At 67.3% G+C, this 14,180-nt stretch carries 12 protein-coding genes; all 12 read left to right on the top strand.

Annotated features, from left to right (window positions below; genetic code table 11):
- Window positions 1-6: 6 nt before the first annotated feature.
- The 12 genes from SOM47_RS10415 to rpoN all read left to right on the top strand — a co-directional run bounded on the left by SOM47_RS10415 (window position 7) and on the right by rpoN (window position 14,171).
- Window positions 7-1,125, top strand: coding sequence for a flagellar basal body P-ring protein FlgI (locus SOM47_RS10415; protein ID WP_080335266.1), 1,119 nt, complete (start codon window positions 7-9; stop codon window positions 1,123-1,125).
- 1 nt (window position 1,126) lies between these two features.
- Window positions 1,127-2,320 carry a flagellar assembly peptidoglycan hydrolase FlgJ gene (flgJ, locus tag SOM47_RS10420; protein ID WP_320505498.1) on the top strand — a complete coding sequence of 398 codons (1,194 nt, stop codon included), beginning with the start codon at window positions 1,127-1,129 and terminating at the stop codon, window positions 2,318-2,320.
- Window positions 2,321-2,328: 8 nt separating this feature from the next.
- Window positions 2,329-4,209: a flagellar hook-associated protein FlgK gene (gene flgK, locus SOM47_RS10425; protein WP_320505499.1), complete on the top strand. Its 1,881-nt coding sequence runs from the start codon at window positions 2,329-2,331 to the stop codon at window positions 4,207-4,209.
- On the top strand, window positions 4,206-5,414 hold the full coding sequence (flgL, locus tag SOM47_RS10430) for a flagellar hook-associated protein FlgL (RefSeq protein ID WP_320505500.1): 1,209 nt from the start codon (window positions 4,206-4,208) through the stop codon (window positions 5,412-5,414). Before flgK ends, flgL begins: the two co-directional genes overlap by 4 nt.
- A gap of 64 nt (window positions 5,415-5,478) precedes the next feature.
- Window positions 5,479-6,969, top strand: a complete 1,491-nt coding sequence (locus SOM47_RS10435) for a flagellin (protein WP_320505501.1) — start codon at window positions 5,479-5,481, stop codon at window positions 6,967-6,969.
- Between the two features lie 330 nt (window positions 6,970-7,299).
- Window positions 7,300-8,811, top strand: coding sequence for a flagellin N-terminal helical domain-containing protein (locus SOM47_RS10440; RefSeq protein ID WP_320505502.1), 1,512 nt, complete (start codon window positions 7,300-7,302; stop codon window positions 8,809-8,811).
- 220 nt (window positions 8,812-9,031) lie between these two features.
- A complete protein-coding gene (fliD, locus tag SOM47_RS10445; RefSeq protein WP_320505503.1) occupies window positions 9,032-10,378 on the top strand; it encodes a flagellar filament capping protein FliD in 1,347 nt (448 codons plus the stop codon).
- A 109-nt stretch (window positions 10,379-10,487) separates the two neighbouring features.
- Entirely contained in the window at window positions 10,488-10,907 is a 420-nt protein-coding gene (gene fliS / locus SOM47_RS10450) for a flagellar export chaperone FliS (protein ID WP_101099019.1), read from the top strand.
- Complete coding sequence (locus tag SOM47_RS10455; protein WP_320505504.1) at window positions 10,904-11,203, top strand: hypothetical protein; 300 nt, start codon at window positions 10,904-10,906, stop codon at window positions 11,201-11,203. Before fliS ends, SOM47_RS10455 begins: the two co-directional genes overlap by 4 nt.
- Window positions 11,200-11,778 (top strand): PilZ domain-containing protein, encoded by a 579-nt coding sequence (locus SOM47_RS10460; RefSeq protein ID WP_042615426.1) that lies wholly within the window; start codon window positions 11,200-11,202, stop codon window positions 11,776-11,778. Before SOM47_RS10455 ends, SOM47_RS10460 begins: the two co-directional genes overlap by 4 nt.
- 100 nt (window positions 11,779-11,878) lie before the next feature.
- Entirely contained in the window at window positions 11,879-12,511 is a 633-nt protein-coding gene (locus SOM47_RS10465) for a response regulator (protein WP_042615450.1), read from the top strand.
- Window positions 12,512-12,761: 250 nt separating this feature from the next.
- A complete protein-coding gene (rpoN, locus tag SOM47_RS10470; RefSeq protein ID WP_320505505.1) occupies window positions 12,762-14,171 on the top strand; it encodes an RNA polymerase factor sigma-54 in 1,410 nt (469 codons plus the stop codon).
- Window positions 14,172-14,180 lie beyond the last annotated feature (9 nt).

Below are 14,180 nucleotides of genomic sequence, written 5' to 3' on the forward strand. Positions count from 1 at the left end.
CCTGCCATGACCCTCCTCACCCTCCCCGCCCGCCTGTTGATCGCGGCCCTGGCCGTTGCCGGCGCCGCGTTGCCGGCGCATGCCGAACGCATCAAGGACCTGGCCCAGGTCGGCGGCGTGCGTGGCAACGCGCTGGTCGGCTACGGCCTGGTGGTCGGCCTGGATGGCAGCGGCGACCGCACCAGCCAGGCACCGTTCACCGTGCAGAGCCTGAAGAACCTGCTCGGCGAACTGGGCGTCAATGTTCCGGCGAACGTCAATCCGCAGCTTAAGAACGTCGCCGCCGTGGCGATCCATGCCGAGCTGCCCCCATTCGCCAAGCCGGGCCAGCCGATCGACATCACCGTCTCCTCGATCGGCAATGCGGTGTCGCTGCGCGGTGGTTCGCTGCTGATGGCCCCGCTGAAAGGCGCCGACGGCCAGGTCTACGCGATCGCCCAGGGCAACCTGATCGTCGGTGGTTTCGGCGCGCAGGGCCGTGATGGCTCGCGGGTGTCGGTCAACGTGCCCAGCGTCGGCCGCATCCCCAACGGCGCCACCGTCGAACGGGCGCTGCCAGATGTGTTCGGTGCGGCCGGCGAGATCACCCTGAACCTGCACAAGAACGACTTCACCACCGTCTCGCGCATGGTCGCCGCACTCAACAACGCCTTCGGCGAGGGGTCTGCCCGCGCCGTCGACGGGGTCACCGTCGCGGTCAACGCACCGACAGATCCGGGCGCCCGCATCGGCCTGCTTGCACGCATTGAGAGCCTGGAGCTGACCCCGGGCGCGGCATCGGCCAAGGTCGTGGTCAACTCGCGCACCGGCACCGTGGTGATCGGCCAGCAGGTCCGCGTGGGCGCCGCCGCGATCTCGCACGGCTCGCTGACGGTCACCATCCAGGAAGGCACCAACGTCAGCCAGCCCAATGCGCTGGCAGGCGGCCAGACCGTGGTGAGCCCGCAGTCCACCATCACCGCCACCAACGATGGCAGCCGCATGTTCAAGTTCAACGGCGGCACCTCGTTGGATGAAATCGTGCACGCGGTGAATGCCGTGGGCGCCGCCCCGGGCGACCTGATCGCCATCCTGGAAGCCCTCAAGCAGGCCGGTGCGCTGAGCGCCGAGCTCGAGGTGATCTGACATGCGCATCCAGCCATCCTTCGAGCTCAATCCTTCGCAGCGCAATGATCCGGCCCAGGTCGACAAGGTCGCGCGCCAGCTTGAAGGACAGTTCGCGCAGATGCTGGTCAAGAGCATGCGCGATGCCAGTTTCGGTGACGCACTGTTCCCGGGCGAAAACACCATGTTCCGGGAGATGTACGACCAGAAGATCGCCGAGTCGATGACCCGCGGCAAGGGCTTGGGCCTGTCGGCGGTGATCAGCCGCCAGCTTTCCGGCGCTGCGGCGGAAGGCCCGGCACTGGATGGGCGGATCAACGCCACCGAAGCCACCCGCGCCTACCAGCTCAACGCCCCCGCCGCTGAAGCGCCGGCGATGCCGCTGGAAGACGCCGACCAGGCCGTGCGCATGCTGCAGCAGATGGCCGCAGGCACCTCCCCGCGCCTGTTGCAGCCGATGGAACAGACCCTGGACCTGATTGCCGGGCGCGACAGCAGCAGCATGCACCAGGCGCTGGGCAGCAGGGATCCGTATGCGGCGCAGCCCTTGGCCGCGCCGGCACCGGTCGCGGCCGAAGACCAGTGGGCGGCAACAGCGACCAACCGCGGCACCGGCCCATCGGCGATCGATACCCTGGCCAGCAGTTCGGCCGTTGCGCGCCTGGGTTCGCATACCCCGGAAGGCTTCGTGGCGGGCATCTGGGCACACGCGCAGACCGCCGCCAAGGAACTCGGCGTAGATGCGCGCGCGCTGGTCGCGCAGGCCGCACTGGAAACCGGCTGGGGCAAGCGCCAGATCACCCACGGCGATGGCCGTACTTCGCACAATCTGTTCGGCATCAAGGCCACCGGCTGGAGCGGCGACCGCGCCACCGTGGGCACCCACGAATATGTCAACGGGGCACGCCGCAACGAAACGGCCAGCTTCCGCAGCTACAGCTCGCCGGCCGAAAGCTTCGCCGACTACGTGCGCCTGTTGAAGAGCAACCCGCGCTACCAGAAGGCACTGGAAGCCGGCACCGACGTGCGCGGCTTCGCGCGCGGCCTGCAGCAGGCCGGCTATGCGACCGACCCGTCGTATGCCAACAAGATCGCCAGCATCGCTGGCGGCCCGACCATCGAACGCGCGGTCGCCGCCATCGGCGATGCCGGCGCGCAGTTGGGTCGCACCTTCGCCAGCACTGCCCAGGCAGCGCTGGGCATCGCCCGTCGCTGAGGACCCCCATGACCAGCGTACTTTCTACCGGTACCAGTGCCCTGCTCGCCTTCCAGCGCGCACTGGCCACCACCAGCCACAACGTGGCCAACATCAACACCGTTGGCTACAGCCGGCAGCGCGTGGATTTCGCCACCGCCGATCCGCAGCAGATGGGCTACGGCACCGTTGGCAACGGCACCCGCATCGCCGATATCCGCCGGGTCGCCGACCAGCTGGCGATCTCGCGCCTGCTCGATGGCAGCGGCGAACTGGCCCGGCTGAAGCAGCTGTCCACCATGGCCGACCGCGTCGATTCGCTGTTCTCCGATGCCTCCACCAACGTGGCCGGTGTGTGGTCGAACTTCTTCGATTCGGTCAGCGGACTGTCGTCCAACGCGTCGGCCACCGCTGACCGCCAGAACGTGCTGGACAGCGCCAACACGCTGGCCAATCGCTTCCGCCAGCTCAATACCAGCCTGGACAGCCTCAACAGCGAGGTCAACAACGGCATCAGCGCGGCAGCCACCGAGATCAACCGGCTGGCCGCGGAAGTGGCGCAGATCAACGGCGCCATCGGCAGCAACGCCGCCAACGCCGCACCGGACCTGCTGGACCGCCGTGACCAGCTGATCGCCAGCCTGGTGGGATACACCGGCGGCAACGCGGTGATCCAGGACGGCGGCTTCATGAACGTCTACACCGCCGGTGGCCAGGCGCTGGTGGTGGGCAGCACCGCCAGCAAGGTCACCACGGTCACCGATGCCTACCAGCCAGAACGGCTGCAGCTGGCGCTGGAAACCCAGGGCGCCAAGGTGGTGCTGGATTCGAAGGCGCTCGGCGGCCAGGTGGGCGGGCTGATGGAGTTCCGCGAAACCGTGCTGACCCCGGCCCAGGCCGAACTGGGCAAGCTGGCGGTGGGCCTTGCGACCACCTTCAACGACACCCACCGCAACGGCGTGGATCTGTACGGGCAGATGGGCACCGACCTGTTCAACATCGGCAGCCCGCGCATCACCGAGAACACCGCCAACACCGGCAGTGCGACGATCCAGGCCAGCTTCGGCGACCTGTCCAGGCTGGATGCGCAGAACATCGTGCTGCGCTTCGACGGTACCCAGTGGCAGGCCAATCGCGCCGATACCGGCGCGGCCATCCCACTGACGGGCACCGGCAGCGCGGCCGATCCGCTGGTGATCAACGGCGTGCAGATGGTGGTCGGTGGCACCCCGGCGGCCAATGACCGCTTCCTGCTGCAGCCGACCGCCAACGTGGCCGGCAGCATGAGCGTGGCGATCACCGATCCGTCGCGGCTGGCCGCGGCGGCGCCGATCAAGGGCGCGGCCGCCACCGCAAACACCGGCACCGGCAAGCTCACCGACGTCAAGGTGGCCGACGCCGCCAATGCAGCGCTGCGCAACCCGGCCGCGATCGTCTTCACCGCCGCCGGCCAGTACACCATCGACGGTGCTGGCCCGTTCGCCTACACCGCTGGACAGACGATCACCGCCAATGGCTGGAGCTTCGTGCTCGATGGCGCGCCCAAGCCCGGCGACAGCTTCAACATCACCCCGGTCGGTGCCGGTTCGTCGGACAACAGCAACGCGCTGGCGCTGGCCAAGGTGGAGGACGCCAAGACCTTCAACAGCGGCACGGTCACCCTCAATGGCGCGCTGGGTGGACTGACCACGCAGGTCGGCGCGGCCGCACGTTCAGCGCAGTACTCGCTGGATGCGCAGCAGGTGATCACCGACCAGGCACAGGCGGCGCGGGATTCGGTATCCGGGGTCAATCTGGATGAGGAAGCGGCGGACATGCTCCGCCTGCAGCAGGCCTACCAGGCCGCTTCGCAGCTGATCTCCACCGCCGACACCATGTTCCAGACCATCCTCGGAGCCGTCTCGCGATGAATGACCGTATTTCCACCGGGATGATGTTCAGCCAGTCGGTTTCGCTGATGCTGGGCAAGCAGTCCAAGATCAACCACCTGGAACAGCAGATCGCCACCGGCAGCAAGATCGTATCTGCCAAGGACGATCCGGTCGCTGCCGGCACCGCCGTCGGGCTGGACCGCGTGGTAGCCGGGCTGGAGCAGCTCGGCAAGAACGCCAACAACGCGCAGAACCGCCTGGGCCTGCAGGAAAACGCCCTGGCCCAGGCCAATGAACTGATGACCCGCGCGGTCGAGCTGAGCATCCAGGCCAACACGCCGGTGCCCGGCAACACCGACCTCAAGGCCATCGTCAGTGAGCTGAAGACCATCCAGGACAGCCTGCTGTCGCTGGCCAACAGCAAGGACGGCAGCGGTCGTTACCTGTTCGGCGGCAGCAACGATTCGGACGCGCCCTTCCTCAAGGCCGGCGGCGCGGTCAGCTATGTCGGTGACCAGACCCAGCGCCAGGTGGAAGTGGCACCCGGCCAACTGGTCAACGATGCCCTGCCCGGCAGCGAGATCTTCATGCGCATCCGTACCGGCGACGGCACGGTGGACGCCAGCGCCGCCGCCGGCAATACCGGCAGCGGCCTGCTGACCTCGGTCAGCCGCGACGGCAGTGCGGACTGGGACGGCGGCGCGCTCAACGTGCGCTTCACCGCGGCCGGCGAAGGCGCCTACGAGGTGCTGGACGATACCGGCGCGGTGGTGGCTACCGGCACCCATACCAAGGGCGAAGACATCGTGGTCGGCGGCGTGCGCCTGCGCATCGAAGGGGCACCGGCCGCCGGTGACAGCTTCGACGTGGTGGCCTCCAGCTCGCGCGACATCTTCGCCACGATGGACACGCTGATCGGTGCACTGGAATCGGATCCGCAGACCGCGGCCGACCGCACCGGCATGCAGAACCTGCTGCAGTCGAGCATGCGCGACATCACGCGTGCCTCGGAAAACATGATCGATGCACGGGCAAAAGGCGGTGCGCAGCTGGCCGCCATCGACGACGCCGCCAGCGCACGCGACGCCACCGCCGTAACCGTAAAGACCACCCTTTCCACCCTGCGCGACCTGGACTACGCCGATGCCATCGGCCAGTACAAGCTCGAAAACGCGGCCCTGCAGGCCGCGCAGACGATCTTCAGCCAGATGCAGGCGATGTCCCTGTTCAACAGTATCCGCTGACCTTCATCCGGGCGCCCCAAGCGCGCCTCTACCAACAGACCCGAGCAACCCACGGAGACGCCCCATGGCACAGATCATCAACACCAACACGATGTCGCTGAACGCCCAGCGCAACCTTTCCACCAGCGGCAACTCGCTGGCCACCTCGATCCAGCGCCTGTCATCGGGCCTGCGCATCAACAGTGCGAAGGACGACGCGGCGGGCCTGGCGATCTCCGAACGCTTCACCACCCAGATCCGCGGCATCAACCAGGCCGCGCGCAATGCCAACGACGGCATTTCGCTGGCGCAGACCGCCGAAGGCGCGCTGGGCGAGATCGGCAACAACCTGCAGCGCATCCGCGAGCTGGCCGTGCAGGCGCGCAACGCCACCAACTCCGATTCCGACCGCCAGGCACTGAACGCCGAAGTGCAGTTGTTGAAGGCCGAGATCCAGCGCGTCGCAGAGCAGACCAACTTCAACGGCACCAACCTGCTGGACGGCAGCTTCACCAACCAGGCCTTCCAGATCGGCGCCGACCAGGGCCAGACGATCAACATCTCGCAGATCGCCAACGCCAACATCAAGGAACTGGGCAACTGGAACCAGGTTGACACCTCGGCCACGTTCACCGCCATCGCACCAGCAGGCACCGGCGGTGGCGTGGCCGGTCCGGGCCTGGCCAGCCTGAGCCTTGCCGGCGTGGCTGACCCGACCGCGACGTTCACCTTCGAAGTGGATGGCACCGAAGTGACCGTTGCAGCCGATGGCGCGCGTGATGCGGCCGGTCTGGCGGCTGAAGTGGCCACCCAGATCAACAGCGTGCGCCCCGGCCTGGCCAGTGCCGACGGCAACGACGTTGCGCTGGAAAACACGGGTGCGGCTGCCGTGGTGGTCGATACGTTCTCCAACGGCGTTGCAGCACAGACGGTCGCCGCACAGGGCGCGGGCGGCACTGCGACGTTCTCTGCCGGCAGCTTCACCCTGACCGGTGCCAAGGGCACCGCTACCATCAACTTCGCTGCGGCCGGCGGTGCAGGACAGCGTGCCAGCGATCTGGTCAAGTCGATCAACGACCAGAGCTACAACACCGGCGTGACCGCTTCGCTGGACAGCAATGGCCGCCTGCTGCTGGCATCGCAGGACGGCGATTTCACCCTCGCCGGCGGCGCGACGCTGACCGAACAGACGGGCCTGACCGCGGGTACCACGGCGGGCGCCGCCATCGGCAGCGCGTGGGCGGCCGGTCTGCCCAAGTCGGGCTTCGCCGACCTGGACATCACCTCTACGTTGGGCGCGGACAACGCACTCAACGCAATGGATGCGGCGCTGACCTCGATCAACTCCTCGCGCGCGGATCTGGGCGCGGTGCAGAACCGCTTCAGCTCGACCATCGCCAACCTGACCACCTCGTCGGAGAACATGTCGGCCGCGCGCAGCCGTATCCGCGATACCGACTATGCAACGGAAACCGCCGAACTGACCCGCACGCAGATCCTGCAGCAGGCCGGCACGGCGATGCTGGCCCAGGCCAACCAGGCGCCGCAGAACGTGCTCAGCCTGCTGCAGTCGTAAGCAGGTGTCCGGTAGCGCCGAGCCATGCTCGGCGTGATCCATCCACGCGCGCACGCCCCGAGGCCCCGCCAGATCACTGGCGGGGCCTTTTGATGTGTATTGCCGGCAAGAAGCCGCCGAGCACGGCTCGGCGCTACCGGAAAGCCAACGGTAAGCCACCGTGTGCGGCGCCCTCACGAAAAAATAATTGACTTGTGGCTAAAGGCTGGGCAGGCAGTGCCGTTATTGATTTCAGCAGCGGCAGCACACCCCTTCGGGGCGCCCATCCACTGCCCCCGTTACCGGCCAGGCTGATCTGCCGGACCCACTGCCAAAAAGGAAAACCGCACCATGGCACAAGTCATCAACACCAACACCATGTCGCTCAACGCACAGCGCAACCTGGGCACCAGCGGCAACAGCCTCGCCACCTCGATCCAGCGCCTGTCCTCGGGCCTGCGCATCAACAGCGCCAAGGATGACGCGGCCGGCCTGGCCATCTCCGAGCGCTTCACCACCCAGGTGCGCGGCATGAACCAGGCCTCGCGCAATGCCAATGACGGCATTTCGCTGGCACAGACCGCCGAAGGCGCGCTGGGCGAGATCGGCAACAACCTGCAGCGCATCCGCGAGCTGGCCGTGCAGTCCCGCAACGCCACCAACTCCGATTCCGACCGCCAGGCGCTGAACTCTGAAGTGCAGCTGCTGAAGGCTGAAATCCAGCGCGTTGCCGAGCAGACCAACTTCAACGGCACCAAGCTGCTGGACGGCAGCTTCCAGAGCCAGTCCTTCCAGATCGGCGCCAACCAGGGCCAGACCATCGACATCGCCCAGATCGCCAACGCGAACATCGCTTCGCTGGGCAACTGGAACAAGGTCGACACCGCCGCCAAGATGACCGGCGCAGCCCCGGCCGGCGCAGCAGGCGCAGGCGGTGGTGCCGCTACCCCGGGCACCGCCACGCTGGACCTGTCGGCGGTGGACGTGGAAGCCGAATTCAACTTCACCGTCGATGGCGCTGACGTCACCGTGGCAGCCGGCGTCGGCCGCAGCGCCGCTGACTTCGCCACCGCCGTGGCCGCTGCCATCAACGGCGAAGCCACTGGCCTGGCCACTGTTGACGGCACCAACGTCGCCCTGTCCAACACCACCGCCGCCGCAGTTGAACTGGCCGGCGACGTGCCGGGTGGCGTCACCACCGTGGCGGCCCAGACCGCTGGCGGCGCCGCCGGTGCCAACACCTTCTCCTCGGGCAGCTTCACCCTGACCGGTTCGAAGGGTTCGGCCACGATCAACTTCGGCGAAGCCGGCAGCTCGGCACAGCGCGCTGACGAACTGGTCAAGTCGATCAACGCCCAGAGCTACAACACCGGCGTCTCCGCTTCACTGGATTCGGGCAAGCTGGTCCTGACCGGCGCTGATGGCAACGTCACCGTGGCTGCCGGCGGTGGCTCCGATGCCGCTGGCCTGCTGGCCCAGACCGGCCTGACCGCAGGTTCCACCGCCGCCAGCGCCGTGGGCACCGCCTGGGCCGCCGGCGCTGCCGACACCGGCTTTGACGACCTGGACATCTCCGACGTTGCCGGTGCCGACAACGCACTGAAGGCGATGGACGCTGCACTGGACTCGATCAACTCCGCCCGCGCCGACCTCGGCGCCGTGCAGAACCGCTTCACCTCGGTGGTGGCCAACCTGAGCACCTCCTCGGAGAACATGTCCGCTGCACGCAGCCGCATCCGCGATACCGACTACGCTTCGGAAACCGCAGAACTGACCCGCAACCAGATCCTGCAGCAGGCCGGTACGGCGATGCTGGCCCAGGCCAACCAGTCCAGCCAGAACGTGCTGAGCCTGCTGCGCTGATCCTTCGGCCAGGCAATACGTAAGACCGGAAAGGGGGCGAAAGCCCCCTTTTCGTTTGTGCGATCGTTGGAAGAGCTGACGGCCAGCGGCCGTCACTACCGCAGCGTGGCATGGGGCTTGCATGAAGGCAGCCAGCGCAACCGCGCTCAAGCTTGCCCGACCACGGCCGATAGCTGATGCATGGCATCGGCTCGTGCCGTCACAGCACAAGGATCCCTCCATGTCCCTCGGCACCATCGGTTCCGGCCTCGACATTCCTACCCTGGTCTCCCAGCTGGTTGCCAGTGAGCGCGCGCCGCGCCAGAACCAGATCAATACCGCCGGAACCGCCGCGACCGCCAAGGTGTCCGCGCTGGGCAGCATCAAGAACGGCATGACCAGCCTGCAGACGGCCTTGAGCGCACTGGTCAAGGGTGCCGCCGCGCCGGGCATCAAGCCCAGCACGCCGACGGAATCGAACTTCACCGCCACCCTGGACACCGCCACGACCGCCGGCAAAGCGGCGGCCGGCACGCACGAGGTGGAGGTCAAAACACTGGCGCAGAGCCAGAAGCTCAGTTCCAAGGCCTATGAGAAGGACGCGGTGATCGGCGACGGCACGCTCAGCATCGGCCACGGTGACAAGACGATCAACGTCACCATTCCTGTCGGCGCCAAGCTGGCGGAGGTCGCTGCGGCGATCAACTCCGCCGCCGGCGGAAAGGGCGTCACCGCTGCCATCGTGACCGCCGATGATGGCCAGCACCTGGTGCTGAGTGCGGTGGATTCGGGCACCAAGGGCGCACTTACCATCAGCACGACTGGCGGCAATGGCGGCCTCGCCGACCTGGTCCACGATCCGGCCGGCACCTCGAAACTGACCGAGATGGTCGCGGCCCAGGATGCGGTGGTCGTGGTGGACGGCTTCACACGCACCTCCAGTTCAAACACGATCACCGATCTGGTTCCTGGCATCAGCTTGACGCTGACCAAGGCCAAGGAAGGCGAAAAGCAGACGCTGACCCTGACCCCGGACAACACGGCGCTGAAGTCCAACCTGACTGCCTTCGTCAGCGCCTACAACGCCATCCAGGGCACGCTGAAATCCTCGAGCGCCTACAACGCCGAAACCGGTACGGCCTCCACGCTGACCGGTGATGCGATGGTGCGCGGACTGCAGCAGCAACTGCGCAGCTCGCTCAGCGCCAACGTCAACGATCTCAAGGCCATGGGCGTGACCATCGCCGCAGATGGCACCCTGAGCCTGGACGCGGCCAAGCTCGATACCGCGATCGGCAAGGATCCCGAGGCGGTGAAGGCGTTGTTTGGGGCAGAAGGCAGCATTGGTAAATCGATGACCGCCCTGCTGAAGAGCAACCTCGATACCAGCACCGGCACGCTTACCCAGCGCACCAATTCGCTCAACAAGGAAATCAAGGCGCTGGAAAAGCAGCTTGATGACCTGGATGCGCGGATGGAGAAGGTGAGCGAGCGCTACACCAAGCAATTCACCGCCATGGAAAAGATGGTAGCGCAGATGCAGAGCGCGAGCGGTTCGCTCAGCTCGCAGCTGCTCAGCAACAGCTGATCGACTCAAGTTCGTCGGCCTCCGGGCCGATATCAAATGAAACATCTGGTGCCATCGCGCGTCGCCCGCCTCCGGGACCGCACGCACCATGGGACCCCAGGAGAGATACATGTACGGCACAAACCGGCAGTTCGCCGAGCAGTACCGCAAGGTCGGCGTCAGCACTTCGGTGGTCGATGCGGACCCGCACAAGCTGGTGGCGCTGCTGCTGGCCGGTGCCTGCGAGCGCATCCGCACCGCCGAGGCCGCGCTGCAGCGCAGTGACCAGGCGCGCAAGGGCAAGGCGATCGGCGAAGCCTGCTCGATCGTCGGCCATCTCGACGGATCGCTGGACCATGAGGCGGGCGGTGAGATCGCTGCCAACCTGTCCGCGCTCTACGAGTTCGTGATCGTGCGCTTGACCGAAGCCAACCTGCACAACGATCCGGCTGCGCTGAAGGATGCACTGAGCCTGATGATGGAGATCGACTCGGCCTGGAACGCCATCCCCGGCGACCAGCGCCAGATCCGTGGCGCAGGTACACCATGACCGACCTGCTGCTGCAGCCGCTGCACGCCTCGCTGGAGACGCTGGAAGCGTGGCTGCCCAGCGGCGACCATGAAGGCAGCGAACGCCTGATGGGCGAGCACCTGCAGGCGGTGGCCGCACTTTCACTGAGCATCGAACGCCCCACCGACGAGGCGATCCGCGCCCTGCTGGCCCACCAGCAGCGGGTGATGGGCCGCATGGTGCAGCTGCGCGATGAAGCCGCTGCCCACATCAACCACGGCAAGCGCTCCCTTCGCGCTGCGCATGCCTACCTGAAGGCAGAATCGCTGGCATGAATACGCCCGCCGCGCCCTCGATCCACCACCCAGCAGAAAGCGAGCTGTTCGATGAAACGCTGAGCTGCGACGTGGACCTGCCCGCGGACTTCCTGCGCGGCAGCGGCGGCGTGCGCGCCAGCGCGGCCGAGCAGCTGCTGCGCAGCATCGGCCTGGTGGAAGACAGCCGCGGCGAGGACAAAGACGACCGCGGCGAAGCCAGCCCCGGCCAGCAGCGCATCGAAGCCAAGCTCGATCTGGTGCTGCTGCTGGTCGGCCGGCTGGTACGCCAGCAGGCCGATGCCCTGCCCCTGCGTCCGCTGCGCTGGTCACGGCGCGGCATCCGGCTGCAGCTGGGCCCGCGCAGCGGCGCGGTTGCGGGCAGCGCGGGCACGGTGCGCCTGCAGCCCAGCGACTGGCTGCCCGACCACGTGGACCTGCCCGTGCAGGTGTTGGCCGAAGCGGCCAATGGCGCCGGCGGCCACTACCTGTGGCTGCGTTTCGACGAACTCGGTGACGGGCTGGAAATGGCGTTGGAACGCCACCTGTTCCGCCTGCACCGCCGCCAGATCGCCGACGCCCGACGCTACCGCTGAGGCGCAATACGGGATGGCCGTCGCTGTACGCGCCTGTCGCTATTGGCTGCCCGGTCCCGGTCCGCTATGGTGGTCCCTTCCCTGCCTGTAGTTGCTCACCTTGCGCGTTCTGATCGTCGACGACCACACCCTAGTCCGCGCCGGCCTTGGGCGACTGCTGCAGGGATTCGCCGACGTGCAGCTGGTGGCCGAAGCCAGCAACGCTGAACAGGCACTCCAGCAGGCCCTCCAACATGCACCGGATGTGGTGCTGATGGATCTTTCCCTGCCCGGGCGCACCGGTCTGGAAGCACTCAGCGATATCCGCCTGCATGCCCCTGGATCGCGCGTGGTGATGATGACCATGCATGACGACGTCGCCCACGTGCGCGATGCGCTGGATCGCGGCGCAGTCGGTTTCGTGGTCAAGGATGCCGCGCCGGGCGAACTGGAACTCGCACTGCGCGCGGCGCATGCCGGCCAGGTGTTCCTGAGCCCACAGATTTCGGCAAAGATGCTCGCCCCGATGCTGGGGCGGGAGAAGCCGGTGGGCGTCGCGGCGCTGTCCCCGCGCCAGCGTGAGATCCTGCGCCGGATAGGCAGCGGTCAGAGCAACAAGGAAATGGCGGCCGACCTCGGGATCAGCGTCAAGACCGTGGAGACCCATCGCGCCCGGATGATGGAATCGCTGGGCTGCCGTCGCGCCAACGACCTGGTGCTGCTGGCCGCGCGCCACCAGAGCGATCTGGAATAGCGGGCGACGACGCTTTTCCGACGCCGCGGCCGCCGCGGGTCGAGATTCCTGCGACGGCAGGCCGGGCTGCTACTGCGGATCAGGCACTTGCACCCGGCCCCGTGACGGAAACCCGTTGCGATGTAGGGATTTTCCTGACCACGGGTCAGGGGCGGCCCTAGCGCGCTCAGGAAGCCCCCGATTTCCCCTACCCCGGCCAACAAGCAAGATGTGTTCCATAACGCGTCGGGGATGGCGCAGGGGAATGCAGATGAAAGCCGCACTCAATGTCCAGCTGGGCCAGAACCTCCACCTGACGCCACAGTTGTTGCAGTCGATCCGGCTGCTGCAGCTCGATGGCCTGCAGCTGGAGCAGGAAATCCAGCGCGCCCTGGACAACAACCCGCTGCTGGAAATCGAAGAAGTCCGCGACAGCGTGACCGAGGCAGGCAGCGCGGTGGACGCGGCCACCGATGCGGCCGCCTTCGACGAACTGCCCGAGAGCGGCATGTGGGACATCCCCGGGGCCAGCTGGCAGGACGGTGACGACGACCGCATGGCGCGCATCGCCGCCGGCCAGTCCAGCGATCCGCACCTGCGCATCCTGCAGGGCCTGGCACTGGAGCTGGACGAGCGCGCACTGGGCATCGCCGCCTTCTGGCTGGAACATTGCGACGATGCGGGCTACCTGCAGTCTCCGCTGGCGCAGCTGCACCTGCTGGGCAGCGCCCGGCTGGACGTGGAGGCCGAAGAACTGGAAGCCATCCGCCAGCTCCTGCTGCAGGGCGACCCGGCAGGCATGGCCGCGCAGCACCTGGGTGAATGCCTGCAGGCCCAGTTGGACGCCCTGCCCGGCGCCGTGGCCGCCCGCCACCTGGCACGGCGCATCCTGGCCGGATCGCTGGAGCTGCTGGCCAGCCACGATTACCCCGCCCTGGCTGCGGCCCATGGCAGTGAAGAAGCCGACGTGCACGAAGCGGTGCGGCTGATCCTGTCCCTGCAGCCGCGGCCCGGTGACAGCCTGCTGCCCGAGCGCAACGCGGTGGTGGTGCCCGACGTCAGCGCCTGGCACGCCGACGGCCAGTGGCGCGTGGCGCTGAACAGCCGCAGCAGCCGCCGGGTGGGCATCAACCGGGACTACGAACAGGCCCTGGCCGACTGCCCCGATGCCAGCCCGGCCATGCGCGAAATGCTCGCCGAGGCGCGCTGGCTGACCCGTGGCCTGTCGATGCGCCACGACACCCTGCTGCGCACCGCGCGGGTGATCGTCGAGCGCCAGGCCGCCTTCCTGACCCGCGGCGACGAGGCCATGGCCCCGCTGACCCTGAAAGAGGTGGCCGATACCATCGGCATGCACGAATCCACCGTTTCGCGCATCACCACCGGCAAATACCTGCAGACCCCGCGTGGTACCTTCGAACTCAAGCACTTCTTCGCCGTGCGGCTGGAAGGGGCCAGCGTCTCCGGGGCGGCCGTGAAAGCCATGGTGCGCCGGCTGATCGAATCTGAACCGGCGGGGCGGCCGCTGGCCGATGAAGCCATCGCCGGGCTGCTGGCGCGCCAGGGAGTGAACATTGCACGCCGGACCGTTGCAAAATACCGGGAACAACTGGATATCGCCCCGGCGCGCGAGCGCCGTCGGCCGGTGGTCCGGCAACCGCTGATGGCCCGGGTGGGCTGAGGACGAACT

The organism is Stenotrophomonas sp. CFBP8980 (assembly GCF_034046095.1).
GTDB classification, from domain to species: Bacteria; Pseudomonadota; Gammaproteobacteria; order Xanthomonadales; family Xanthomonadaceae; genus Stenotrophomonas; species Stenotrophomonas lacuserhaii.